This window comes from Amycolatopsis sp. Hca4, assembly GCF_013364075.1.
Classification (GTDB): Bacteria; Actinomycetota; Actinomycetes; order Mycobacteriales; family Pseudonocardiaceae; genus Amycolatopsis.
In genome coordinates this window covers 1,845,158-1,871,015 of the sequence record NZ_CP054925.1, presented here as the reverse complement: position 1 = coordinate 1,871,015, position 25,858 = coordinate 1,845,158, and the positions used below count along the sequence as shown (strand labels likewise).

General features: G+C 71.6%; 19 protein-coding genes and 1 pseudogene. 9 read left to right on the top strand and 11 right to left on the bottom strand.

Annotated elements, in window-relative coordinates; translation table 11 throughout:
• Positions 1–38 precede the first annotated feature (38 nt).
• The 4 genes from HUT10_RS08280 to HUT10_RS08265 all read right to left on the bottom strand — a co-directional run bounded on the left by HUT10_RS08280 (position 39) and on the right by HUT10_RS08265 (position 4,313).
• Positions 39–2,231 carry a tetratricopeptide repeat protein gene (locus HUT10_RS08280; protein ID WP_176170630.1) on the bottom strand — a complete coding sequence of 731 codons (2,193 nt, stop codon included), beginning with the start codon at positions 2,229–2,231 and terminating at the stop codon, positions 39–41.
• A 182-nt stretch (positions 2,232–2,413) separates the two neighbouring features.
• Positions 2,414–3,097, bottom strand: a complete 684-nt coding sequence (locus HUT10_RS08275; protein ID WP_176170629.1) for a response regulator transcription factor — start codon at positions 3,095–3,097, stop codon at positions 2,414–2,416.
• Positions 3,094–3,354 carry a hypothetical protein gene (locus HUT10_RS08270; RefSeq protein ID WP_176170628.1) on the bottom strand — a complete coding sequence of 87 codons (261 nt, stop codon included), beginning with the start codon at positions 3,352–3,354 and terminating at the stop codon, positions 3,094–3,096. The genes HUT10_RS08275 and HUT10_RS08270 overlap by 4 nt, the downstream gene beginning before the upstream one ends.
• A complete protein-coding gene (locus HUT10_RS08265) occupies positions 3,348–4,313 on the bottom strand; it encodes a sensor histidine kinase (RefSeq protein WP_176170627.1) in 966 nt (321 codons plus the stop codon). Before HUT10_RS08265 ends, HUT10_RS08270 begins: the two co-directional genes overlap by 7 nt.
• 108 nt (positions 4,314–4,421) lie before the next feature.
• Here HUT10_RS08265 and HUT10_RS08260 point away from each other — a divergent pair, with 108 nt between their 5' ends.
• Positions 4,422–6,413, top strand: coding sequence for an alpha/beta hydrolase (locus tag HUT10_RS08260; protein WP_176170626.1), 1,992 nt, complete (start codon positions 4,422–4,424; stop codon positions 6,411–6,413).
• 30 nt (positions 6,414–6,443) lie between these two features.
• Here the strand turns inward: HUT10_RS08260 and HUT10_RS50705 are convergent, their stop codons facing one another.
• Positions 6,444–7,025: a LysR substrate-binding domain-containing protein gene (locus HUT10_RS50705; protein ID WP_254896759.1), complete on the bottom strand. Its 582-nt coding sequence runs from the start codon at positions 7,023–7,025 to the stop codon at positions 6,444–6,446.
• Positions 6,983–7,357 carry a LysR family transcriptional regulator gene (locus tag HUT10_RS50700; protein WP_254896758.1) on the bottom strand — a complete coding sequence of 125 codons (375 nt, stop codon included), beginning with the start codon at positions 7,355–7,357 and terminating at the stop codon, positions 6,983–6,985. Before HUT10_RS50700 ends, HUT10_RS50705 begins: the two co-directional genes overlap by 43 nt.
• Before the next feature lie 89 nt (positions 7,358–7,446).
• Between HUT10_RS50700 and HUT10_RS08250 the strand changes: the two genes are divergently transcribed.
• The 5 genes and pseudogenes from HUT10_RS08250 (at position 7,447) to HUT10_RS08230 (ending at position 12,392) form a co-directional block, all read left to right on the top strand.
• Positions 7,447–8,601, top strand: coding sequence for an acyl-CoA dehydrogenase family protein (locus HUT10_RS08250; RefSeq protein ID WP_176170625.1), 1,155 nt, complete (start codon positions 7,447–7,449; stop codon positions 8,599–8,601).
• Positions 8,598–9,394 (top strand): annotated as a pseudogene (locus tag HUT10_RS08245) (CoA ester lyase). Before HUT10_RS08250 ends, HUT10_RS08245 begins: the two are co-directional and overlap by 4 nt.
• Before the next feature lie 24 nt (positions 9,395–9,418).
• On the top strand, positions 9,419–10,576 hold the full coding sequence (locus HUT10_RS08240) for a CaiB/BaiF CoA-transferase family protein (protein ID WP_176170624.1): 1,158 nt from the start codon (positions 9,419–9,421) through the stop codon (positions 10,574–10,576).
• Positions 10,573–11,370, top strand: coding sequence for a MaoC family dehydratase N-terminal domain-containing protein (locus HUT10_RS08235; protein WP_176170623.1), 798 nt, complete (start codon positions 10,573–10,575; stop codon positions 11,368–11,370). Before HUT10_RS08240 ends, HUT10_RS08235 begins: the two co-directional genes overlap by 4 nt.
• Positions 11,367–12,392 (top strand): zinc-binding dehydrogenase, encoded by a 1,026-nt coding sequence (locus HUT10_RS08230; protein ID WP_176170622.1) that lies wholly within the window; start codon positions 11,367–11,369, stop codon positions 12,390–12,392. Before HUT10_RS08235 ends, HUT10_RS08230 begins: the two co-directional genes overlap by 4 nt.
• Before the next feature lie 3 nt (positions 12,393–12,395).
• Here HUT10_RS08230 and HUT10_RS08225 read toward each other — a convergent pair whose 3' ends face one another.
• The 4 genes from HUT10_RS08225 to HUT10_RS08210 form a co-directional block, all read right to left on the bottom strand.
• On the bottom strand, positions 12,396–13,682 hold the full coding sequence (locus HUT10_RS08225) for an MFS transporter (protein WP_176170621.1): 1,287 nt from the start codon (positions 13,680–13,682) through the stop codon (positions 12,396–12,398).
• 12 nt (positions 13,683–13,694) lie between these two features.
• Entirely contained in the window at positions 13,695–14,837 is a 1,143-nt protein-coding gene (locus HUT10_RS08220; RefSeq protein ID WP_176170620.1) for a M20 family metallopeptidase, read from the bottom strand.
• On the bottom strand, positions 14,834–15,769 hold the full coding sequence (locus HUT10_RS08215) for a dipeptidase (protein WP_368660823.1): 936 nt from the start codon (positions 15,767–15,769) through the stop codon (positions 14,834–14,836). Before HUT10_RS08215 ends, HUT10_RS08220 begins: the two co-directional genes overlap by 4 nt.
• 288 nt (positions 15,770–16,057) lie before the next feature.
• On the bottom strand, positions 16,058–17,176 hold the full coding sequence (locus HUT10_RS08210; protein ID WP_176170619.1) for a CapA family protein: 1,119 nt from the start codon (positions 17,174–17,176) through the stop codon (positions 16,058–16,060).
• A gap of 123 nt (positions 17,177–17,299) precedes the next feature.
• Here HUT10_RS08210 and HUT10_RS08205 point away from each other — a divergent pair, with 123 nt between their 5' ends.
• Positions 17,300–18,103 carry an IclR family transcriptional regulator gene (locus HUT10_RS08205; protein WP_176170618.1) on the top strand — a complete coding sequence of 268 codons (804 nt, stop codon included), beginning with the start codon at positions 17,300–17,302 and terminating at the stop codon, positions 18,101–18,103.
• On the opposite strand, the gene HUT10_RS08200 is transcribed toward HUT10_RS08205, so the two are convergent.
• Complete coding sequence (locus HUT10_RS08200; protein ID WP_176170617.1) at positions 18,078–18,905, bottom strand: alpha/beta fold hydrolase; 828 nt, start codon at positions 18,903–18,905, stop codon at positions 18,078–18,080. The two genes, HUT10_RS08205 and HUT10_RS08200, sit on opposite strands and share 26 nt — an antisense overlap.
• A 101-nt stretch (positions 18,906–19,006) precedes the next feature.
• On the opposite strand from HUT10_RS08200, the gene HUT10_RS08195 reads away from it, so the two are divergent.
• Both HUT10_RS08195 and HUT10_RS08190 read left to right on the top strand, forming a co-directional pair.
• A complete protein-coding gene (locus HUT10_RS08195) occupies positions 19,007–20,122 on the top strand; it encodes a hypothetical protein (protein WP_176170616.1) in 1,116 nt (371 codons plus the stop codon).
• 203 nt (positions 20,123–20,325) lie between these two features.
• Positions 20,326–25,737, top strand: coding sequence for a DUF6531 domain-containing protein (locus tag HUT10_RS08190; RefSeq protein ID WP_176170615.1), 5,412 nt, complete (start codon positions 20,326–20,328; stop codon positions 25,735–25,737).
• Positions 25,738–25,858: the final 121 nt, after the last annotated feature.

Here is a 25,858-nt window from a genome sequence, read left to right as displayed (position 1 = left end):
GCGGGACGCTGAAATCTTCCGGTCCGCGGCGTTGCCGATCATGCCGGATCTGATGGCGGTTCGTATTGCGCCTCCGCGCGCAACTGGGCGATGAGGTCGCGGGTTTCCGAGGTGAGTGGATGGTCCGTGCCGAGGACCCGGATGATGTCGGCGAGCAACCGTTCGAGCGTGTCGGCCGAACCGGCCGGATCCCCTTCCGCTGCTCGCCAGCGGGCAAGCATGGTGCGGGTGACCAGGGTGTCGGGGTGGTCGGGGCCGAGGACCCTCAACCGGTCGAAGAGCAGCAGCTCCAAGGCGTTGGCCGCACGCGTCGGATCTCCTCCCTGGCCCCAGTAGCAGGCGAGGTTGTGGCGGACGGTCAGGGTTTCGGGGTCGTCCGGACCCAGCACCCGAAGGTGATCGGCCAGCACCTTCTCGTAGGCGTCGACGGTGGCGGCCGTGTGCCCGGCGCGGCCCCGAAAACGGGCGAGGTTGTTCTGCACGCCCAGGGTGTGGGGATGGTCCGGGCCGAGGACGCGACAGGCGTCAGCGAGCAATTGTTCGAAGGCCTCGGCTGCGCCCGCCACGTCCCCGGCCGTGCCCTGCCGGTAGGCGAGGTTGTTGCGAACGGCCAGGGTGTGGGGATGGTTGGGGCCGAGAACGCGCAGGTGGTCGGTGAGCAGCTGTTCGAAGGCGTCGGCAGCGCCCGTTTCGTCTCCTGCCTCCCCTTGTGAACGGGCGAGGTAATTGCGGGCGCTGAGGGTATCGGGGTGGTCGGGTCCGAGGTTGTCGTGGGCCAGGACGTGGAGACGTCGGAAGTAGTCGTATGCCGCTTTGACTTGGCCTGCGTTGCCGAGACTGCCGCCGATCCGGAAGACGATTTCGTGAGCGTGGGGTTCCCAGAGGCTCGGACTGCCGTTTTCGAGCAGGGCGGTGGCGTTGGTGCGCAGGATCTGCCCGAGTTCCGCGTCGCGCTCGACGTCCGGCCAGATTTCGCTCAGGGCGTCAGCGACCGTACGCACGATCGTCGCGTGACGGTCGACCGTGAGGGCGTCTCGGGTGGTCCGTTGGACGAGGGTGTGGACGCGCACAGTGGGAATCGGAGGGTGGGCGGCTTGACTGACCAGGTTGAGCCGGCGCAGGCAGGCCAGCCCGTCTCGGGCGTGCTCGGCGGTGACCCGGCGGTCGACGTCGTTGCCGAGCAGGGTGGTGACGGCGGCGCTGGTGAGCGCGGCGGCGGGGATGCCATTGGGATCCAGGACGCTGGCGATTTCGAGCAGTGGCTTGGCCAGGCCGGCGGGCTGGAGGCGGTTGGCGTGGTCGATCGAGAGTGACCAGGTGGTGGCGATCGTGGCGTGCTGTCCGTCGGGGAGGCAGTCGGGTTCGGGGAAGAGCGCCGCCAGCTGGTTGCGGCGGTCGTGCCAACGGGACAGGTACTCGGTGCACGAGAGGTCGCGGTCGAGCATGTAGGTCGTGGCCTGGGCCAGAGCCAGTGGCAGGTAGCCGAGCGTCTCGGCCAGCGCCTCGATCGCGCCGCTCCTCCGCTGATGCTCGGCGAGGGTGTCGTGCAGGTAAGCGTGAGCCTCGGCTGGAGTGAAGACCTCGAGGTTGATCAGCTGCCGGTGCGGGCCGCGGAGCGCGGCGTCAGCGCGGCGTGTGGTCACGAGAACCCGGCCGTGTGGATTGGCCGGGGGCCAGAGGCGTTCGAGGTCGCGAGGATGCTGCAGATCGTCGAGCACGATCAGCCACCGCACCTCTGCCGTTGCCAGCCACGTCAGGAACCGCTCGGCGCCCTGCTCCGCGTCAAGGTCGGCGAAACCCGTCAGTCCCGCAGCCAGCGCGGCGTACTCCGTCACCACCGCGTCCCGCGATGCGGTGGTGACCCAGACCAGCAGGTCGACCGCACCTGCCGCCCATGCTCGTTCGGCGTAGTCGAGGGCGAGCTGCGTTTTGCCCACACCGCCGAGCCCCGACATCAGCCCGGTTGTCGCTTGGGCGGACGAGGTCAGGACTGCGGTGCCGTTGTCGTCCAGGATCCGGTCGAGCTCGGCGGCGGCCGCCCGTGGCTGGAACGCGGTCGCCCGTCGCGGCAGCGACGGCGTCCGATGAGGCAGTTGCACCCGGGGACGAACGGCCGGTGCAAGGTGGAGATCGCCGCGGACGGATCCGATCTGCACCAGCATTCCCGACACATCACCGTCCACCGACGCCTCGTTCGACGCCTCCCCGGGACCGTCATAACGCTCGCCCATCCCCTGACTATTGCGCACCGCGAGAGCTCGCTGTCGCAGCGACGCAGGACCGGTCGTCCGCCATCGCCGTGACCAGGCCCGGGTTTCCACGACGAGACGCGATCTCCGCACGCGCCCCAGCAGCCGGCCTGGTCTCGGATGGGCGCCAAGCCGCCGACCCGATTTCCGGCGTTCGCTCCGGATTACAGGCCAGCGGTGTCGTGCGGGTCGACGAGGCCGTGGTGGTGGGCGAACCGCACGGTGTGCACGCGGTCCCGAAGCCCCAGCTTGGCCAGCACCCGCGAAACGTGGGTCTTGACCGTCTGCTCGCCGACGTAGAGCTGTTCGCCGATCTCGACGTTCGAAAAACCCCGGGCCATCAACAGGAACACCTCGTGTTCGCGGGCCGTGAGGCGCTCCAGGCCCGGTGCCTGCTTGCGTGCGGGCGGCGCCGGGGCGAGAGCGTCGGCCAGGCGAGGCGCCAGCCGGCTGGTGATGGAGGGATCCAGGTAGGTGTCACCGCGAGCCGCGACCCGGATCGCGGTCACGAGCTCCTCGGGGGGCAAGCTCTTGAGGACGAAGCCGTTCACTCCGGCCGACAGGGCCGAACGCAGGTAGTCGTCCGTGCCGAACGAGGTGAGCAGGATGATCTTCACGCCCTGGTGTCCCTCGGACCTGATGCGCCGGGCCGTCGCGAGTCCGTCCAGTTTGGGCATGCGCACGTCCAGGACGGCGAGGTCCGGCGCCAGTGAGGTGATGGCCTCGACGGCGCTGTACCCGTCGCCGACGTCGGCGACGCACTCCATGTCCTGCTGTGCGTCGAGGACGGCGCGGAAGCCGGACCGGAACATGACGTGGTCGTCGGCGATCACGATGCGCAGCGTCATCGGGCACCGGCCAGCGGAATCGTCACGCTCGACTCCCAGTAGTTCCCGTCGTCGGTGACGCCGAAGTACGCCGATCCGCCCAGTGCCTCAGCCCGTTTGCGCATGCCGCGCAAGCCGAGACCGGACCCTTCCGGCGCGGACGTGCGGAATGCCGAGGCGACACGGTTGCGGGCCGTCAGACCGACACGGTCGTCGCTGCAGTCGAGTTCGACCCGGGCCGATCGCCCGTCGCCGTGCCGCAGCGCGTTCGTCAGCATTTCCTGTGCCACGCGGTAGACAGTGGTGTCGACGTCCTGGGGAGCGTCGGCGGGGCCTGGTACACGACGAATGTCACCTGCAGCCCCGAAGCGCGCAGGCCGGTGAACAGGTCCGGCAACATCGCGACTCCGGGCTGATCGGCGGACTCACTTCCTTCGTGCAGCAAGGACAGCAGCCGCCGGAGGTCCACCATGGCCGCCTGACCGGATTGCTGGACCGCGCTGAGCGAGGTGTGCACCGGGTTGTCGCCGGGGATCGCCGTACCGGCGAGGTTCAGCCGGGCCGCCGCCGCGTGGACGCCGATCGCGCTGACGTGGTGGGAAATGACGTCGTGCAGGTCGACGGCGATCGTTTCGCGTTCCTTCGTCACCGCCGCGGCGACCTCGGCCTCCGCATCCCGCACCTTCGCTTCCCGCTGCCGGCGCAGCTCGTCGACGTGTTCCTTGCGGGCGGTGGTGTAGCGGCCCACCAGCCACGGCAGCAGGGCGTTCGCCGCCACGACGCCGAGCAGCGTCGCCGGCGCGGTGAGCCCGGTGATCAGCACCGACGCCAGGATGCCGGCGCACACCGTGGTCAGGGCGGCCGCCGCGGACCGGCCGCGCAGCCACGCGCCGGCCCGGTAGGAGCTGACCAGCTGGCCCGCCGTGCTCGGGTTGCGGCCCGGCATCACGAACGCCAGCGCCACGATCACGGCCGCGTGGGCGACGGCGACCCAGCCCGACAGCTTCGGCGCGGTCGCGAGCGCGAGGTCGGCCGCGATGACCCCGGCCAGCAGGACGGCGTTCCACGCACCCGGTCCCGGGCCGCGGGTGAGGAAGCTCAGCCCGTCGATGGCGACGCACATGACCGCGACCAACCAGGCCTGGCGCGCCAGCGACTGCCGCGCGTCACGGGACGGCAAGCGAGCTGTCCACCGGCGGATCAGCGCGGCTCGCGCGAGGTTCACAGTGCTGGACATCCGGCCATTGTGTCGGAGCGGCTCCCGCCGGGCGTCACTCCGTGGAGGGACGGATGATCACTGCCCGGTATGACGCTTCGGCAGCCGCCCACCCCTACCTTTCCCGGCATGTGCTCTCCCCATCGCCGCCGCTCCCACGTCATCGCGGCCGTCGCCGCCGTGGCCCTCGTGCTGGCCGCCTTCATCGCGTGGCCGGACTCCCCGGTCCGCGTCCCCCGTGGCGCCGCACCGGACTCGCTGGCCGTGTCACCGTGCTCCTACGACACCGAGGCCGGCTCGCTCGCCGCCGACTGCGGGACGCTCGTGGTCTCGGAAAACCGCAACCACCCCGGCTCCCGGCTGATCGCGCTGCCCGTCGTCCGGATCCGGGCGACCGCGCAGCCGGCCGGGGAGCCCGTCTTCCGGTTCGGGGGCGGCCCTGGGCTGTCCAATATGGACTTCCCGCAGGCGAGCCGTCTCGCCGAGCACCATGACGTGGTGCTGGTGGGCTACCGCGGCGTCGACGGCTCGTCCCGGCTCGACTGCGCCGAAGTGACGAACGCCCTGCAGTCGGCGAAGGACATGACCGGGCCCGAGGCGCTGCCCCGCACGCGCCGGGCGTTCGACCAGTGCGCCGACCGGCTGCGGCGCACCGGCGTCGACCTGACCGGCTACTCGGTCGTCCAGCGGATCGAGGACATGGAGTCGGCGCGCAAAGCGCTCGGCTACCGGCGGATCGACCTGGTCAGCTCCAGCGCGGGCACCCGGACCGCGATGGTCTACGCGTGGCGCCACCCCGAAGCGCTGCTGCGCTCGGCGATGATCTCGGTCAACCCGCCAGGGCACCTGTTCTGGGACCCGCGCACCACCGACGCCCAGTTTGGGCAGTACGCCGACGTCTGCCGGGCGGACCGCGAGTGCGCCGCGAAGACGTCCGACCTCGCGGCCACCATCCGGTCCCGGGTCGCCGCCATGCCCGGCAGCTGGGGCCCGTTCGGCATCAAGAGCACCAACGTGCGGGTGCTGAGCCAGTACGCCATGCACATGAACGGACGGCACGAGGCGCCCGCCAACGCGCCGACCGTGATCGACGCCTACCTCGACGGCGGCCCCGCGGCGCTGTGGGCGATGTCGGTGCTGGCGGACGTCGCGCTGCCGACCTCGACGGTGTGGGGCGAGTTCGCGTCCTTCAGCATGATCGACGCACCCGCCACGCAGGCCTACTACGACCAGGGCGGCGATCCCGGGTCGATCCTGGGCAACTCCTCCACCGATTTCCTCTGGGGTGGTCCGGAGGGGTTCTCCCGGACGTGGCCGGACAGCCCGGACAACGCCGAGTACCGCACCGTGCGGCCCAGCGCGGTGGAGACCCTGCTCATCGGCGGTGAATTCGACTTCTCCACCCCGCCGGTCAACGCCACGAAGGAACTGCTGCCTTCACTGAGCCGCGGACACGAGGTGATCGTGCCCGGGATCGGGCACACCGGCGACTTCTGGGCCCAGCAACCCGACGCGGCCAAGCACCTGCTCGACACCTTCTACGACACCGGCCGCGTCGACAGCTCCCGGTTCGTGCGCACCCCGGCCGACCTCACCGCCGTGCCGCTGAGCATGGCGCTGATCGCCGGTCTCCTGGTCGGCGTCACGACCGGAGTGCTGCTGCTCGGCCTGCTGGCGCTGGTCGTGCTCGCTCGCCGCCGTCGCCGCCGCGGCGCGCCCGGCCGCCGGGCCGGCCGGTGGATCCGGCTGCTCGGTGCGGTGCCGCTCGGGCTCGCCGGCTGGTCCCTGGGTGTCCTGTTCGGCTGGACGTTCGCGCCGGAGTGGTTCATCACCAGCTTCGCCGTGGTGGTGCCCGGTACCGGACTGCTGGTCGGGCTGGGGGTGCACCTGGCCCGGCCGGCCGAGCCTTCCGCCGGCTCGCGCCGCGTCCCCGCGCTGATGCTGACCCTGCTCGGCAGCTGGGTGGGGGCACTGCTGGGCGCACTGGCCGGATCGGGCCTGCTGGTCCCGGTGACCGCCATCGCCGGTGCCGTCATCGGTGCGAACGCCGTCCTCGCGATCCGTGGCCGCCGGCACCGACCGGCGCTCAGCTCGGGCTCAGCAGCGTCAGTCTCGGTGTGAGTCCCACGGAGGATGATCCTGGTCGCCCGCCTAAGCGACGCTGGCGGTCGGCCAGGTGCCGTCCTCGACCAGCCCGTGGGTCACCCGGACGATTTCGGTGGCGGCGACCTCGGCCGCGGGTGGGATGCGGCCGGCTCGGGGCAACGCCAGGACGATCGTGCGGGAGATCGCGGGGTCGGCGATCGGGCCGCCCCGCAGCCGTCCGGCTGCCACGTCTTCGGCGACGCCCGCCGCGGGCAGGACGCTCCAGGCGGTGCCGGCGGCCACCAGCTTCTTCTGCACCGGCATCGAGTTGGTCTGGCACGCGATCGTGGGCGCCGTGCCGAGTGCTTCGTCCACGAGGGTGCGCAGGCCGTGTCCCGTGACCGGCAGGACCAGCGGGTTCTCGCACACCCGGTCCCAGGTGAGCGCTTCGCGGCCGAGTTCCGCGCCCGGGGGAGCGATCGCCCACAACGCCTCGCGCAGCAACGGGGTGACCGCGATCGACGGCGTCGAGTTCATGTTGTACAGCAGGCTCATGTCCACCTCGCCGTCGTCAAGCCACTGCCGCAGGTGACCGGAAAACGCGCTCAGGATCCGCACCTCGATGCCCGGGTGCCGGCGTCCCAGCACCTCCACAACGGCGCGGCCACGAGTTCGACGGTGCTCTCCAGCAGCCCGATCGTCACGATGCCCCGCACGTGCTCGCGGTCCGGGCGGATCTCGGCGCGGGCCCGGTCCAGTTCGAGCAACGCGCGTCTCGCGCGCTCGGCGAGGACCTCGCCCGCCGGGGTGAGGGTCATGCCCTGGCGGCTGCGCTCGAAGAGCGGCACTCCGATCTCGTCCTCGAGAGCGCGGATGTACCGGCTGACCGCGGGCTGCACGACGTGGAGCAGGCGCGCCGCCTTGGTGACGCTCCCGGTGTCGCCGACGGTCACCAAGGCCAAGAGCTGCTTGAGTTCCACCCGTCCTCCTGCCGGTATGCCGGACGCGTCTAGGGATATCACGAATCGGTATTTCTCTCGACTCGTCATGACGGGTCAGGATGACAACCATGTACGAACTCAGTGCAGACGAGACCGCGATCGTCGACGTCGTCCGCGAGTGGGTCGACCGCGAGGTCGAGCCCGTGGTGCGAGAACTCGAGCACGCCGACACCTACCCCGAAGCCCTGATCGAGCAGATGAAGCGCATGGGCATCTTCGGGCTCGCCATCCCGGAGCCGTGGAACGACGCCGGCGTGTCCACCCCGTGCTACGCCGCGGTGACCGAAGAACTCGCCCGCGGGTGGATGAGCCTCGCCGGCGCCATGGGCGGGCACAGCGTCGTCGCCAAGCTCCTGCTCCACTACGGAACCCGGGCGCAGCAGGACCACTACCTGCCGAAGCTGGCCACCGGGGAGATCCGGGCGACCATGGCGCTGACCGAACCCGGCGGTGGGTCCGACCTGCAGGCCATCCGGACCGTGGCGCGCAAGGACGGGGACAGCTACGTCGTCAACGGCTCCAAGACCTGGATCACCAACGCCCGCCGCGCCCGGCTGGTGGCGCTGTTGTGCGTCACCGACCGCGACGCCGAGCCGAAGCACCGCGGGATCAGCATCCTGCTGGTGGAAAAGGGGCCCGGGTTCGAGGTGTCCCGCGACCTGCCGAAGCTCGGCTACAAGGGCGTCGAAAGCTGCGAGCTGTCCTTCACCGACTTCCGCGTACCCCGCGGCTCGCTGCTGGGCACCGTCGAAGGCGAGGGGTTCGCGCAGATGATGCGCGGGCTCGAAATCGGCCGCATCCAGGTGGCGGCACGAGCGCTCGGCGTCGGCGCCGCCGCCCTCGCCCGCTCGATCCGCTACAGCCAGGAGCGCGAAAGCTTCGGGCAGCCGATCTGGCAGCACCAGTCGATCGGCAACCACCTCGCCGACATGGCGACCGGGCTGACCGCGGCCCGGCAGCTCGTCCAGTACGCGGCCCGCCGGTACGACTCCGGCGAGCGCGCGGACATGGAGGCCGGGATGGCGAAGCTGTTCGCCTCGGAGACGGCCATGAAGATCGCGCTCGACGCGGTGCGGATCCACGGCGGCTACGGCTATTCGACGGAGTTCGACGTCGAGCGGTACTTCCGCGACGCGCCGCTGATGATCGTCGGCGAGGGCACCAACGAGATCCAGCGGACCGTCATCGCGCGGCAGCTCATCAAGCGCAACCCGGTCCGATGAGGCCCGAAGCCACCTGGCTCTTCGTGCCCGGCAACGTTCCCCGCCGCTTCGCCAAGGCGGCCGCCGCGGGCGCGGACGCCGTCGTCATCGACCTCGAAGACGCGGTGCGGCCCGAGGACAAGGACACCGCCCGCGCCGAAACGCTCCGCTGGCTGTCCGACGGTGGACAGGCCTGGGTTCGTCTCAATGCCGTCGACACGCCGTGGTTCGACGCGGACGTCGACGCCGTCGCCGGCGCGTCCGGGCTGCTCGGCGTGCTCGTGCCCGAGGCCGAGGACCCGGCGGCCTTGGCCGCGTTGTCGGCGCGGCTCGGCCCGGACACCGCGGTGGTCGCGCTGGTCGAGACCGCGGCCGGACTACACCGCGTGCACGACGTCGCCGCCGCGCCCGGGTGGCCCGGCTCGCGTTCGGTGCGCTCGACCTGGCCGCCGACCTCGGGGCCGACGACACCGCCGAAGCGATGCTGTTCGCGCGAAGCACGATCGTGCTCGCTTCCCGGGTGGCCGGCTTGCCGCCGCCGATCGACGGCGTCACGACGGTCATCGACGACGCCGACGCCGTGACCACGGCGGCTCGTTACGCCCGCGGCCTCGGCTTCCGCGGCAAGCTTTGCATCCACCCGGCCCAGATCGGGCCCGCGGCACGGGGTCTGACCCCCGGCGCGGACGAAATCGCGTGGGCTCGCGAAGTGCTCCAGGCGGCCGAAGGTTCGGCGGGCGCGGTCACCGGTCCCGACGGGCGAATGATCGACAAACCGGTGCTCGACCGGGCCCACGCGATTCTCCGGCCCTGAAGTGCCGCTCACGAAAGGCTTTCCATGCTCCCACTCGAAGGCACCACCGTCGTCGCGCTGGAACAGGCGGTCGCCGCGCCCTTCGCGACGCGGCAGCTCGCCGACCTCGGCGCCCGCGTCATCAAGGTCGAACGCCCCGGCGCTGGGGACTTCTCCCGCGGCTACGACCGGACGGTCCACGGCGACTCCAGCTACTTCGTCTGGCTCAACCGCGGCAAGGAGTCGATCGAGCTGGACATCAAGGACCCGGCCGACCGCCGCGTGCTCGACGCGATGGTCGCGGCCGCCGACGTCGTGGTCCAGAACCTCGCGCCGGGCGCAGTGGGCCGCCTCGGCCTCGACGCCGCGACCCTGCGGGCGGCCCGTCCCGGCCTCGTCCACTGCTCGATCTCGGGCTACGGACCCGGCGGCCCGTACGCGGGGAAGAAGGCTTACGACCTGCTGATCCAGTGCGAGGCCGGGCTCGTCGCCGCCACCGGCACGCCGGAGCAGCCGAGCAAGGCCGGGATCTCGATCGCGGACATCGCGACGGGCATGTACGCCTACTCGGGCATCCTTACCGCGCTGCTGCGCCGTGCCACCACGGGCGTCGGCGCGGCCGTCGAGGTCGCCATGCTCGACGCGCTGGGGGAGTGGATGGTGCAACCGGCGTATAACGCGGTCTACGGCGGTGCGGAGACCCGCCGGACCGGGGCGAAGCACGCATCGATCGCCCCCTACGGTCCCTATCGGACCAAAGACGGCAACCAGGTTTTCCTGGCCGTCCAAAGCGACCGCGAATGGGTTCGGCTGTGCCGGGAGGTGCTCCGGCGCCCGGAGCTGGCCGACGACCCGCGGTTCGCCCGCAACCCGGAACGCGTCGCCCACGACCACCTGATCGGGCCGCTGATCGAGTCGGCGTTCGCCGCGTTCGACGCCGACGGGGTCGTCGCACTGCTCGGCGAGGCCGGTATCGCGTGCGCCCGCCTGCGCCGTCCGGCTGAGCTCCTCGACCATCCGCAGCTCGCCGCCCGTGATCGCTGGAAGCAGGTCCAGGCCCCTGGTGGCGTCGTCCGGGCCTTGCTGCCGCCGGTCGACATCGACGAAGTCGAGCCGGTGCTGGGCCCGGTGCCCCGGCTCGGCGAGCACAACGACGCCCTCCGCGCCGAATTCGGGTCCCGGCTCGAGGAGGTCACCCCGTGACCGAGCACACCGAAGTGCTGCAACCGGAGCCGGCCGTGGCCCTCGCCCGGCTCCTCGGCGTCGACCTGCCGGACCTGGAGACCGACGGGCTGCCGCTGCTGTGGCACTGGGTCTACCTGCTCGACCGGCCGCACCAGGCCGAGCTCGGGCCGGACGGCCATCCCGTGCGCGGGGTTGTCCCGGAGCCGGGTCGCCGTCGCATGGCGGCCGGCGGCCGGGTCACCCGCACCGGGCCGCTGGTCGTCGGGCGGCCCGCGACCCGGCACACCGAAGTCGTGTCGACGACGGACAAGGCGGGCCGTTCGGGCCCGCTGACCTTCGTCGTCGTCCGGCACACCATCAGCCAGGACGGCGTGGTGAAGGTCGTCGAGGAGCAGGACATCGTCTACCGCGCTGCCGCGTCCACGTTTGTGTCGGCGTCGGCGGCCACTCCGGTGCCGCTCGAAGCGGGCGAGCGGGAGTTCCCGGTCGACCCGACCGTCCTGTTCCGGTTCTCGGCGTTGACCTACAACGCCCACCGCATCCACTACGACCGCGACTACGCCCGGGACGTCGAGGGATACCCGGGGCTGGTCGTCCACGGCCCGCTGCAGGCACTGGCCATGGCGGAAACCGTCCGCGCAACCGGGGTGACGCCCGCCGCGATCGGCTACCGCGTCGTCGCGCCGCTGTTCGACCACCAAGGTCTGGTGGTGCGCGCCACCGGCGGCGGGGTTTCCGTGCGCGACCACAGTGGCCGGATCACCGCCACCGGCCAGGTCGAAACGCTCACTGGAGAAAGGAAAACACGATGAAGGCCGCGATCGTCCGGCAAGCCGGGGTCGTCGAGATCGACGACGTGCCGCGTCCCCCGATCGGCGAGGGGGACGTGCTGGTCCGCATCCGGGCCGCCGGGCTCAACCGCGCCGACGTGCTCGTCCGGGACGGGAAGTTCGCCGAACAACCGCCGTTCCCGATCATCCTCGGTGTCGAAGGCGCCGGAGACGTCGTGGCGGCCGGCGGCGCGGTCACGAACGTCGAGGTGGGGCAACGCGTGGTCGTGCTGCCCATGCTGGGCTGCGGCGTGTGCGACGCGTGCCGGTCCGATGTGGACAGCCGGTGCCGCGAGCTGAAGTTCCTCGGCGAGCACACCGACGGCACGTACGCCGAGTACCTCGCCGTCCCGGCTCGCAATGCCATTCCGGCGCCGGAGTCCCTGACCTACGCCGAGCTGGCGGCGAGCCTGCTCGCGTACTTGACGGCCTGGCACATGCTGGTGACCCGCGGCGACCTGCAGCCCGGTGAGACCGCGCTGGTCGTCGGCGCCGGGAGCGGCGTGGGCACCGCCGCGGTGCAGCTGGCCGCGGCTCTCGGCGCGCGGGTCATCGCCACCACCGGCACCGAAGACAAGCGAGACCTGCTGCGGGAAATCGGCGCCGACGAAGTCGTGAACTACCGGCAGGTGCCCGAGTTCGGCGCCGCGGTCCGCTCGCTGACGGACGGGCGGGGCGTCGACCTCGTCCACAACTCGGCGGGTGGGGCGACCATCCAGGAGTCGATTGGGGCGCTGCGCCCCGGTGGACGGCTGATCGGTATGGGCTCGCACTCCGGTCCGCACGCCGACATCGGCCTGTACAGCCTCTACCGCCACGAAATCGACTTCCGCGGAGCCCACGCCGGGGACCTCCGCGAAGTCCCCGACGTCCTCGCCTGGCTCGCCGCCGGGAAGGTGCGCCCCGTGATCGACTCGGTGTTCCCCTTGGCCGACCTGGCCCGGGCTCACGAACGGCTGGTGAGCCCGGACCGCTTCGGCAAGGTCGTGCTGACGATCGACTGACCTTCAGTCGATGGCCTTGTCCTTCGTCTCGGGCATGGTGAGGTAGACGACCAGGCCGATCGCGGCGGCGATCGCGCAGTACAGCCACACCCACGACCCGAGCCCGTGGGTGGTCAGCCACGTCGTGAGGTACGGGACGGTGCCGCCGAACACCGCGACCGACAACGCGTAGGGGAGGCCGATGCCGGTCGCCCGTACCTCCGGCGGGAACTGCTCCGCCATGACGGCCGCGACGTTGGCCGAGTAGCCGAGCAGCAGGACCAGCCCGGCGACCTGGACGAGCAGCAGCAACCGGAAATCGCCGTTCAGCAGCCGGAAGGCGGGCCACGCGAGCAGCAGGAACCCGCCGGCGAACGCCACCAGGGTCGGCTTGCGGCCGACCCGGTCGGACAGCATCCCGGCGAACGGCAGCAGGACCACGAACGTGCCGAGCCCGATGACGTTGGCCAGCAACGCCTGGTTGAGCGGGATGTGCGTGGCCACGGTCGCGTAGGTGGGCAGGTAGGTCAGCCACATGTTGTAGAGCACGACGCCGGCGATGTTCAGGCCGAAGACGCGCAACGCCGCCTTCGGGTGCTCCCGGAGCATCGTCGCCAGGGCGTTGCGCCGGGGGCCGCGGGCGCGGTGGAACGAAGCCGTTTCCTCCACCGAGCGGCGCAGCCAGAGCCCGATGAGGCCGAACAGCGAGGCGACCACGAACGCCAGGCGCCAGCCCCAGCTGTCCACCGCCTGCCGGGGCAGCGCCGAGGTGACGATCGCGCCCATGCCCGAGGCGATGAGGATGCCGGCGCCGACCGACACCTGCTGCCACGAGCCCGCGAACGCGCGGCGGCCGGGGCCCGCGGACTCCACGAGGAAGGCCGACGCCGAGCCGAACTCGCCCCCGGCGGCGAAGCCCTGCGCCATGCGCGCGACCACCAGGATGACCGGCGCCGCGAGGCCGACCTGGGCGTAGGACGGCGAGACGCCGATGACGAACGTCGCCGCGGCCATCAGGCCGATCGTGAGCACGAGGCCCTTCTTGCGGCCGTGCCGGTCGGCGTAGGCACCCATGATCGCGGCGCCGATCGGCCGCACGACGAAACCGACGGCGAAGACGGCCAAAGTGGACAGCAGGGCTGCGCTGTCGTTGCCCGGCGGGAAGAAGTGGTGCGCGAAGACGGAAGAGAACGTCGTGTACACCGCCCAGTCGATGAACTCGACGGCGTTGCCGATGCTGCCGGCGACGAGCGCCCGGCGGCCGGCCCGCCCGGTCGCTTCGGCCGCCGTGCCGAGCCGAGTGGCTTCCATGGTCGTTCTCCCTCAGTTTCCGGGGGCCATCAGCCGGGCCCGGATCGGTGCGGACCGTGCGACGTCCGCGATCGTGAGCGCCATCGCCAGGCCGCCATCGCGGACGAACCGGTCGCCTTCGACGCTGCCGGCCGCGGCCGCGAAGGCGGCGGTGTGGTTCCCGTCCTCCGCCGGAAGGTCGAACGACAGCATCGGGTGCAGCGCGGGGATCACCTGCGAGACGTTCCCCATGTCGGTCGAGCCGAAGAGCTTGTCCGGGTAGTCCGGGAACGTGCGGCCCAAGGTCTTCGCGTGGGCCTCGAACAGCGCGGCCAGGTCCGGGTCGTGGCGGAACTCGCGGTACAGCGACGGCTGGGTGGTGAAGTCCACTGTGGTCCCGGCCGCGAGCGCGCCGGCTTCGAAGCACCGGCGGACCCGCGCCCACACCTCGTCGACTTCGGTGATGGTGTCGCCGCGGATCATGCACTCGGCCACGACCCGGTCGGGGATGACGTTGACGGCCGAACCGGCTTCTTGCACCACGCAATGGACCCGGACCCCGTCGCGCAGTTGCTGCCGCAGCAGTCCGATGGCGGTCTGCGCGACCACCACCGCGTCGGCGGCGTTCAGCGCGTTCCACGGGCGCGACGCGTGACCGCCGCGGCCGGCGTACTCGATCCGCCACGACCGCGAAGCCCGGAACTGGGGGCTGACGACGTCCTTCAGCGACGGGTGCACCATCATGGCCGCGTGCGTCCCGGCGAAGACACCGCGGTTGACCATGATCTCCTTGCCGGTGCCGCGTTCCTCCGCCGGCGTGCCGAACACCTTGAGCGTCAGCCCCAGCTCGTCGGCGAACGGCGCCAGCGCCAGGGCCGCGCCCACGGCCGCCGCGGCGATCGTGTTGTGCCCGCAGCCGTGCCCGATCCCGGGGAGCGCGTCCATTTCGGCGCAGATGCCGAACACCAGGTCACCCGAACCCACCGAGGCCACGAACGCCGTGGGCAGGTCCGCAACGCTCTTCTCGACGGCGAATCCGTGCCGGGCCAGGACGTCGGTGATCGCGGCGGAGGTCCGGTGCTCCTCGAAGGCGAGTTCCGGATCGGCGTTGATGGCGTGCGACAGCGCCAGGACATCGTCGAGGTGCTGTGCGAAAGCGCTTTCGATGCCGGTCATCGCCACACCTCGCCGAGCAGCCGCAGGATGTTGCCGCCGAGCACGGCGGTGATCTCGTCGTCGCGGTACCCGTGCTCGACGAGCCAGCCGGCGATGTTGCGGAAGTTCTCGGTCGGGTTTTCGAGCCCGTCGACGTGGCTGACGCGCTCCCACTCGAGGTCTCCCGCGTCGAACACGGTGGACGAGCCGATCACCTCGGAGATGGCCTTCTGGAAGGCGGCGTGGTCGCCGTAGAGCGTGTCCGGGCCGAACGCGACGTGCTCGATGCCCATCACCTCGACGGCGTGGGTGAAGTGGTCCATCACCGAGTCGATGGACTGCGCCCGGTGGTCGTAGGACACGGTCGTGTGCGGCGCCGCTTCGATGCCCAGGACGCCGCCGCGCTCCGCGCAGGCCTTGAGGACTTCGTCCGGTTTCATCCGGGCGATGGGCCAGACCGCCCGCGCGCCGGCGTGCGTGATCGCGACGGGCTTGGCCGACGCCTCGATCGCGTCCAGGCTCGTGCGGTCGCTCGCGTGGGAGACGTCGACGAGCATGCCCACGGCGTTCATGCGCTCGACCGCGCGCCGGCCGAAGGCGGTCAGGCCACCGTCGCGCTGCTCCTTCTGGCCGCTGCCCAGGGTGTTGGCCTCCGCGTAGACCAGGCCCATCTGCCGGATGCCGAGTCCGTAGAGGACGTCGATGCGGTCCAGCTCGTTCTCGATCATCCCGGCGGACTCGGTGCCCATGACGAAGGCGACGTGCCCGTCCCGCTGGGCGCCGAGGATGTCTCCGACGGTGCGGGCGACGACGACGCCGTCCTGGTGGGCGAGATCGGCGAGCCGCAGGCCGAGCGTCGTGATCAGGTCGTCCCACTTCCAGCCCGCCCGGCGGGTGCTGCCGATGACGCCGAACCAGTTGTCGAAGACCGCGGTCAGGCCGGCCCGGCGCAGCTCGGCGAACGCGGTGAACTCGTGCTTGGCGCGCAGGAAACCGGGCGCGTCCGCGAAGTCGGCCGGGAGCAGCTGCGGGTGGTCGTGGAAGCTGATGGTGACGTTGTCCGCGAGCAGGCGGTCGATCCGGTCGTCGTCCGAACCGGCGGTGAAGCGGCTCCGGCGGGTGCTCGGATCGGCCAGTTCGACGGCGGGGAAGTCGACCCCGCGCCGGAGGTAGGGAATGATTCGTAGTCGTCGGGTTTGGCGGCGGGGCTGTACATCGAGACGCTCCTGGGTGGTCGGTGGCTAGGCGGTGGCAGCGCGCCGGACGGTGCCGTCGTCGTCCACGACGATCGCCGGGTCCAGGTCCCTGGACACCGCGGCGACCTGCGCGAGGATCGACGCGGCGACGTCCGGCCGGGGGAGGACCGGCTGGCTGTCCGGGTCCAGTTCGATCGGATCGAGGCGGAGGGTGGGCCCGCCGGCGCCGCCCAGCCCGACGCGGAACACGGCACTCTCGAACCACGGGCCGCGCACCAGGGCGGGCTGGTAGGGAGCCGCCGGGTGGGCGTCTTCCTTCGGCACCATCGCTTCGGCGTTCCAGCCGTCGCACCAGTCGAAGACGAAGTTGCCGGTCGAATACAGGATCAGCCCGTTCCGGTGGAACTCCACCGGGTGCAGGCAGTGCGGGTGGTGCCCGATGACGAGGTCGGCGCCCGCGTCGATCAACCGCCGGGCCAGGGGCCGCTGGTACTCGGCCAGTGGCCCCTGCGCCGCGGGCAGGTAGCAGTGCGGAACGCCCCAGTGCAGTGCGACGGCGACGAAGTCGTTGTGCCGCTTCGCTTCCCGGACCAGGGCTTCGGCCGCCCGCACGTCGGGCTCGTGGGCGTCGGAGTGGACGAACGGCGGCGTGCCCGGCGTCTCGTCCAGGAAGCCGCTGTCGTACTCGAAGGACTGACGCACCCGGATGGCGCCGATGCCCGCGCGGTCCGCGGTCGCGTCGAAACCGCGCGGTAGCGCGCAGCAGAAGCTGTAGAACGCCAGGCTTTCCCCGCCGGCCGAGACGACCCGGGCGCGCGTCGCTTCGGCGCGCGTCTCGCCGAAGCCGGCGTGGGCGACTCCCGCGGCGTCCAGCGCGCGGACGGTGTCGCGCATCCCTTCGGCGCCGTAGTCCAGCGCGTGGTTCATCGCCAGGGACACCAGGTCGAACCCGAGGGCCGCCAGTTCGGCGGCGCCCGACGTCGGGGCCCGCATGGCGACCAGCTTTTCCGCCCGCTGTCCCCGTCCGGTGAGCGGGACTTCGAGGTTGCCGATCGTCAGGTCGCCGCCGCGCAGCAGGCCGAACGCCGACGCGCCGGGGTCCGCACCACCGGGGCGGCGCGGCCACCCCGAGAGCACGACATCGCCCACGACAGTCAGATCCATGCGAACTCCGTTCCGTATTGTGGCACGCTGTGCCGCAGAGTAGACCGACGCGGACGGCGTTGTAAAGAAGCGCTGTGCCGGGATGAGGTACGGCAGTGCGTCCAGTGGTACGGTCGTGGCCTCATGGGCACCCCAGGCGACGGCGGCGAACCGGACAAGCCGAACAGCAGCATCCGGTCGATGAACAGCGTGCTGAGCACGCTTCGCGTCTTCGAAGAAGTCGCGGTGCGGCAGCCGATCGGCGTCTCGGAACTGGCCCGGGTCACGGGCATCCCGAAGAGCTCGGTCCAGCGTTGCCTGGTCACCCTCGAACAGGCCCGCTGGCTCCGGATCGTGGACCGGGAGCACGCGCGGTGGGGCGTCACGATGAAGGCGCTGGTGCTGGGGCTGCGCAGCGCGGGCGAGCAGGACCTGCGCGAAGTGGCGACGCCGGTCATCAAGGGGCTGGCCGCCGAGACCGGCGAGACGGTGCTCCTCGGCCTGCGCGACGGCGCCGAGTACCTCATCGTCGCGCGCGAAGACAGCACGCAGCTCGTCCGCGTCTTCATGGAGATCGGCACCCGGGTGCCACTCGGGGCGAGCTCGGGCGGCGTGGCGATCCTCGCCCGCCTCGAACCCGGCGAGGTCGGCGAACTCCTGCGGGCCGAGCCCCGGGAGTTCGAAGGCGCGCCGCTGCTCGGTCCTGAGGAGCTGCGCGAGGAGATCGCGCGGACCGCCGGGCGCGGCTACGCCGTCAACATGTCGTCGTGGTACCGCCCGCACGTCGCTTCCCTCGGCGCGGCGGTCACCAACGCGGCCGGACGACCCATCGCGGCGGTCACGCTGAGCATCCCGGAAATGCGGTACCAGCCCGCGCAGGAAGAGCAGCTGGCGAAGAAGGTCGTCGCGGCCGCGGACGAGATCAGCCGCCTGCTCGCGTCCCCGTGACGGCCTCCGCGCGCACGACGCCGGCGATGAGCGCGGCCGTCCCCTCCGGTGACTCCACCGGGAAGTGATGGCTGCCGAGGTCGACGAGCACCACGTCGGCCCGGCCCGCCAGCCGGTCGATGGCTTCCGGGGTGACCAGGTCGCGCACGCCGAACACGGTGACCGGCTGCCGGGCATCGGCGAGCGCCGCGTCCATGTCCCAGGCGACCAGACCCTTGAACGCCCGGGTTCCCGCCGGCTGCCGCACCGCGGCCATCTTGGCGAAGTGCGCGTCCTTGAGCGCCGGGTCGGTGCCCGGCGGCGAACCGGCCTCGACCATGGACCGGACCAGCCCGGTGAAGTCGTCCCGCAGCGGTCGCAGCAACCCTTCGGCTTCTTCGCCGCTCATGGCGCCGAAGAGGAAGAGGTAGTGCAGGGCGTCGAGCGCGACGATGTGCCGGACCCGCTCGGGACGCAGCCGGCCGGTCTCGACCGCCACCGCGCCGCCGAGTGAGTGCCCGGCGACGACGCCGTCGGTCACCCCTTCGGCGTCGAGGACCGCGGCGACGTCGCGCGCGAACTCCTCGATCGTCCAGGTGTCGCGCGCCGAGCGCGATTCGCCGTGCTCGGCGAGGTCGACCGCGAGCACGCGGAACTCGTCCGGCAGGAACCGGGTCAGCGCGTCGAAGTCCGTCCGGTTGCAGGCCCAGCCGTGGACGAAGACGACCGTGGGGCCCTCGTCCGGTCCGCTGAGCGAGTACCGGATGGACGTGTCGTCGGGTCGGTGGACTTCGCGGCTTTCCGCCACCCGGTTCGTCGCCATGCCTGCTCCTCGTGCCACTATGCGATACGACGTATCGTCGAGTAGCATGACGGTAAGCGCGCCGTGGGGGCCTGTCAATCGCCGAGTGAAGGAGCCGCGGGATGCCGCCGACCCTGTTCAGCCCGATCGAGATCCGCGGGGTGCGCCTGCCGAACCGGGTGGTCGTCTCGCCGATGTGGCAGTACTCCGGAGTGGACGGTCGCCCGACGCCGACGCACACCGTCCACTACGGACGACTCGCTGAAGGCGGCGCGGGACTGGTCATCCAGGAGGGCACGACGGTGGACCGGCGTGGCCGCGGCACCGTGGGGGACCTCGGTCTCTGGGAGGACAGCGCGGTTCCGCTCCACGCGCAGCTCGTGGAGGTCGTCAAAGCCGGCGGCGCGGTGCCGGGCATCCAGCTCATCCACGCCGGCCGCAAGGGACGCCGGAACCCGCCGTGGCTCCCCGGCACGCCACCGCCGTCCGCGGACTGGCCGCGGCTCGCGCCCAGCGCGGTCCCCATGGGACTCGACGGGGCCGAGGCCCCCGTCGAGATGACGTTGCGCGACATCCAAGACACCGTGACGGCTTTCGCGGACGCCGCTCGGCGGGCGGACGACGCGGGGTACGAGGTGCTCGAACTGCAGGCGGCCCACGGCTACCTGATCCACAGCTTCCTCTCGCCGCTGGCCAACCGGCGCACCGACCACTACGGCGGGTCGACGGAGAACCGGTTCCGGTTCCTCGTCGAGATCGTCGACCGCATCCGGACGGTCTGGCCGGACGGCAAGGCGCTGTTCGTCCGCCTTTCGTGCGTCGATGTCGAGTGGACGATCGACCGGACCGTCGAGCTGGTCGGGCAGTTGCGGACCCACGGCGTCGACGTCATCGACTGCAGCTCCGGAGGGATCACCGGGCTGCCGTACCCGGGCCTGCGAACCGGCTACGGCTACCAGGTGCCCTACGCCCACCAGATCCGCGAGCGGACCGGAACTCCGACGATGGCCGTGGGACACATCGTGCGTGCCGCCCAGGCCCAGTCCATCATCGAGCACGGCCGGGCGGACCTGGTCGCGCTCGGCCGGGAGCTGCTCTACAACCCGAACTGGCCCCTGGACGCCGCGCGCAAACTGGGCGTCCCCGATCCGTACGCCCACGCCCCGGCGCGCATTTCGCACTGGCTGAGCAAGCGGGAGCAGAGCTTCCCGGGATTCGTGCCGTCCACCGGGGAGTGAGCTGCGCACCCGGGCCGGCCCGGGCCGCGCCTCGCGGGTGGTTCTGCCAGCCCCTGGTCTGGCCATGCCCTTCTTGCGGTTCTCGGCGGACCGAGCCGCCGAGTCCCTCCAAGGCGCACGAGGTCGTCGAGCAGCACAGCGGTCGGTGGAGCAAGCCTGCGGCGGTCGGGATCGCCGTGTTCCTCCGCTGCTAGCGTGCTGGGGTGAGCAACCCGTTGATCGCGCAGACCCAGGACTCGACGAAGGCCTACTCCGGCATCTCGCTCCTGGAGTCCGCCAACGACCTGAAGTCCGCGATCGAGAGCGGCGACTGGGCGTCGGTGGCGATGGGCGCGGTCGGCACGGCGCTCGACGCCCTGTCGATGGCCATGGACCCGTTCGGTGCGATCCTCGCCGCCGGTGTCAGCTGGTTGATGGAGCACGTCGGCCCGCTCAAGGAGGCACTCAACGGGCTCACCGGCAACGCCGACGAGATCCAGGCCCAGTCCGAGACCTGGGCCAACGTCGCCAAGGAACTCGGGAGCGTCTCCGCGGACCTGACCGACGCCATCAAAGCCGATCTGCAGTCGTGGTCCGGATCGGCCTCGGACGCCTACCGGCAGCGCGGGCAGGACGTGGCCACGACCCTGCAAGCGGCGCAGAAGGGCTGCGAAGGCGCCTCCAGCGGCGTCAAGACCGCCGGCGAGGTCGTGGCCGCCGTCCGCACGCTGGTGCGCGACATCATCTCCGAACTCGTCGGCCACCTGATCAGCTGGGCGCTGCAGGTCATCTTCACCCTCGGCATCGGCCTCACCTGGGTCGTCCCCCAGGTCGTCACCGCCGTCGCGAAGACCGCCTCGAAGATCACCGATCTGGTCACCAAGCTCGTCAAGGCGCTCAAGGCCCTGGTGCCGCTGCTGAAGAGGGCGGGAACGCTCTTCGAGGACGCGGGCAAGGCGCTCAAGAACATCAAGGTCGGCAAGGTCACCCCGCCGCCCAAGGCCGGCGACATCAACGGAACCCCGAAGGCACCGCCGGTGAAGACCCCCGGCGGCGACGGCGGGGGCACGCCCAAGGACCACACCCCGCCACCGGCGGCCAAGGGCGGCGACGACACCACCCACACCTCCGGCGCCGGCGACGGCGGCGCCAAGGGCGGTGGCGGCAATCCACCACCGAAGACCGACGAAGCGCCGCCCAAGGCCGATCCCGAACCGCCTCCGGCGCAGACCCCGAAGGGGCCGGGGAACGACAAGACGACCACCTCGGGCTCGGGAAGCTCCGGAGGCTCCGGCGGCGGCAAGAGCATCAAGGACAGCAACGCGAACCCGCACGAGAACGGCACCCCACCGCCGGACCGGTCGGTGTGCGGCGACCCGATCGACGTGGCGACCGGGTGGATGCTGCTGACGCAGACGGACCTGGAGATCCCCGGCGCGTTGCCGCTGGAGGTGTCGCGCACGCACATCTCGTCCTACCGCGCGGGCCGCTGGTTCGGCCCGTCGTGGGCCTCCACCGTGGACCAGCGGCTCGAGGTCGAGGCCGACGGCGTGCACGTCGCCCTCGCCGACGGGAGCCTCCAGAGCTACCCCGTGCCGGTGACCTCCCCGGTGCTGCCGGTGGCGGGCCCGGCCCGGCCGCTGCGGCGCGTCGAGGGCGGCTACCTGGTCGAGGACCCGCAGCAGCAGCACACGCTGTTCTTCGAGGAGTCCGCCGACGGCGGGTTCCCGCTGCGGACGATCTTCGACGGCGACGGCAACCGCATCGACGTGGTGCCCGGGGCGAACGGGGTGCCGGCGGAGCTGGTCCACTCCTCCGGCGACCGGGTGCTGTTCGACAGCGCGGGCGGCCGGATCACTGCGCTGCGGGCGGCCGACGGGACGGTCGTCGCGAGCTACTCCTACGACGCGCGCGGCCGGCTGGCCGGGGTCGTCGACGCCGCCGGCACCCCCACCCGCTTCACCTACGACGCCGACGGCCGGATCGTGCGCTGGGAAGACGTCAACGGCCGCTGGTACGGCTACGGCTTCGACGCGGCCGGCCGGGTCGTGCGGGCCCGCGGTACCGACGGCTACCTCGACTGCACGATCGACTACGACCGCGAGAACCTCGTCACGAGCGTCACCGACTCACTCGGCGCGGTGCGCCGCTTCCACCTCGACGACCGGCTCAGGGTGATCGCCGAGACCGACGCGCTGGGCCACACCACCAGCCTCGCCTACGACGAGCACGGCAGGCTGCTCACCCGGACCGACCCGCTGGGCCGCCAGGTCCGCTACGAGCGGGACCGGGCCGGCCGGGTCGTCGCGATCACCGCGCCGGACGGCACGCGGTCGCTGACCGAGTACAACGAGCAGGGCCGCCCGGTCGCCGCCACCGGCCCCGACGGCGCCACGTGGCGCTACGAGTACGACGAGCGCGGCAAGGTCACCGGGGTCGTCGACCCGCTCGGTGCCCGGACCTCCTGCGGCTACGACGAGCGCGGCAACGTCGCCGTGGTCACCGACGCGCTCGGCGGCACCACCCGGATCGCCTCCGACGCGGCGGGCCGGCCGCTGACCGTCGAGGACGAGGACGGCGCCGTCACCCGCTACACCTACGACCTGCTCGGCCGCACCACGTCGGTGACCGACGAGCTGGGCGCCGTCACCCGGTTCGCGTGGGCGGCGGGCGACCAGCTCGCCGAACGGGTCGAGCCGGACGGCGCGACGTGGCGGTGGCGGGACTCCGCCGTGGGGAACACCGACGAGAGCACCGACGCGCGCGGCAACACCACCCGCACCGAGTACGCGCAGTTCGACCTGCCGGTGGCCGAAACCGGCCCGGACGGCTCGCGGCTGGCCTACGCGTACGACACCGAGCTGCGCCTGGTGTCGGTGACCAACGAGCAGGGCCTGGTCTGGCGCTACCGCTACGACCCCGCCGGCAACCTCGCCGGCGAGACCGACTTCAACGGCCGCACCCTGCACTACCGCTACGACGCCGCCGGACAGCTGATCGGCCGGACGAACGGCGCGGGGGAGACCACGACGCTGGAGCGCGACGTGATGGGCCAGGTGGTCCGCCGCGTCACCGGCGACGACGTCGCGACCTTCGCCTACGACGGGGCCGGCCGCATGGTCTCCGCGCGCAACGCCGACGCCGAGGTCACCTTCGCCTACGACGCGCTGGGCCGCGTGGTCGCCGAGACGGTGGACGGGCGCGTGGTCCGCTCGGAGTACGACGAGCTCGGCCGCCGCCGCGCGCGCCACACGCCGTCGGGTGCGGTGTCGCGCTTCGAGTACGGACCGGCCGGCACGCTCGCCGCGCTGCACGTCGGGAACCGCTCGCTGCGCTTCGAGCACGACCTCGCCGGTCACGAGCGCATCCGCCGCTTCGGTGCCGCGGAACTGCGCCAGAGCTGGGCCCCGGGCGACCGGCTGGTGGCTCAGACGGTCGTCGCGGGCACCCGCACGACCCAGCACCGCGAGTACGGCTACCTCGCCGACGGTTACCTGGCTTCGGTGGCCGACGCGATCACCGGCCCCCGCACGCTCGAGGTGGACCACTCGGGCCGCGTCCAGGCCGTCGTGGGCCGCGGGTGGCAGGAGAACTACGTCTACCACCCGACCGGTGTCATTGCCCAGGCGCAGACGCCGGGAGCGCCGACGGCCGGGCCGCGCGAGTACCGCGGCACCCTGCTCACCGCGGCGGGCGCGGTCCGCTACGCCCACGACCCCGAAGGCCGCACCACCCTGCGCGGTGCCGGGCCGGCGGGCCCGCAGTGGCAGTTCCGCTGGAACGCCGAAAGCCGCCTGACCTCGGTGCTCACGCCCCGGGGCGAGCACTGGCGCTACCGCTACGACGCGCTGGGCCGCCGGGTCGCCAAGCAGCGCCTCACGCCGGACGGCCGGGTGGCCGAGCAGGTCCAGTTCGCCTGGGACGGGGACGCGCTCGCCGAACAGGTGCGCTCCGGACCCGGTCAGCCCCCGGTCGCCACCGTGTGGGAACGGGAGCCGGGTACCGGCCGCGCCCTCACCCAGACCGAACGCGTCCTCGGCGCGCCGGGCGAGCGGTTCCACACGATCGTCACCGACCTCGCCGGCACGCCGAGCGAGCTGCTGGAGGAATCCGGTGAGGTCGCGTGGCACCGCCAGGCCACGCTCTGGGGCAAGGTCCTCGACGGACCCGGCCGCACCACCACACCGTTGCGGTTCCCCGGCCAGTACCACGACGCCGAAACCGGGCTGCACTACAACCTCAACCGCTACTACGACCCCGAGGTCGGCCGTTACCTGTCCCACGACCCGCTGGGCCTCGACCCCGGCCCGGACTCGCAGGCCTACGTCCACAACCCCACCGCGCTGGCCGACCCGCTCGGCCTCGCTCCGACCATCACCCCGTGCGCGGCGAAGAAGAAGCAGCAGGCGGCCGCCTCCGGTTCCGCGAAGTCCAAGGTGAACAAGTCGAAGCAGCAGCTGGTCGGCACCGGCGGCGTGGGGCCGAGCAAGAAGCCCGCGAAGGTGAAGACCAAGCCGGACGGCAACCCCGCGAAGTCCGACGGCTCGTACGGCACGACGAAACACGAGCAGGCGCGCACCTGGGACAAGTACCAGAACGAGATCAAGAACGACTCGACCTGGAAAGACCCCGGCAAGATCGTCAGCGGCAAAACGCACGAATCGGAGCACCCGATCGGGTACAAGGCGATCGGCGGGGACGAGTTCCAGCGGGCGAACGCCCACGAAACCCAGATCCGCGACGGCGTCAAGGCCGGCGATCGCGGGCCGAAGACCGCGGACGAGGCCGCCAACATCAAGGACGCCCGGCGCATGGAAGACGACGCTCCCGCGTACCAGGAGTCGGCGCAGGCGCACCGCGACAACATCGGCACCGGCGTGCGCGGGGAAAAGGACGGCTCGGGGTTCAACGCCGACACCTACCGCGAATCCCTCGGCAACACGTTGCGGGAAGGCCGGCCGAGCGACGGCGTCCAGCTCAACCAGCTCACCTACGCCCACCAGCACAAGGACGGGGGCATGATCGACAACCCCGCCTACATCAGCGACAAGAAGACCCCCGGTGTGCCCCCGCGCATCCAGAACTGGGAGCCGAACCCGCACTACAAGAACGACATCGAGACTCCCGACGAGCCGAAGATGACCCACGCGGAGCAACCCGCTCCCGGACGGGACTCCTTCCGGCCCACCGCCGGGACGGTGCAGGGCAAGGTCGCCGACGACTCCTACCACCACATGGTGGACAAGATGGAGGGCAAGTCGGTCGAGTACAGCGACGGCACCGGCGGTGTCGGCAAGCCGGGCGGCACCACCCACACCCCGCCGGTCTCGCACGACGACGTCATCGAGATGCACACCGCGCGCGACGTCGTGCGGGACGGTGCCAATGTGTCCAAAGAGGACATGCCGATGTTCCTCCACGACAAGGAGATGGGCCACCGCCTCGGGCAGCCGACGGACGCGGACAAGCAGAAGTACTGGGGCGACGACGTCAAGGACGTCGACATGTCGGACCAGGCGGTGCGCGACCGGATCCAGGCGCAGCAGGAACGCATGCAGCAGATGGTCGGCCAGCAGCGCGCCGGCCGCGGGCCGGGCTGGACCGGCGATCCGGACGCCATGGAGCTGGACGGATGAGGCCATCCCGGCCGGCCTGACCAGCGCACGGCTCCGTCGTTGCCGACCGCCGGGTACCGGACCGTCCCGCTGCGACCGGCTCGCCGCGCCGGCTCTCCCGCACCGATGACTTGCGGCACGT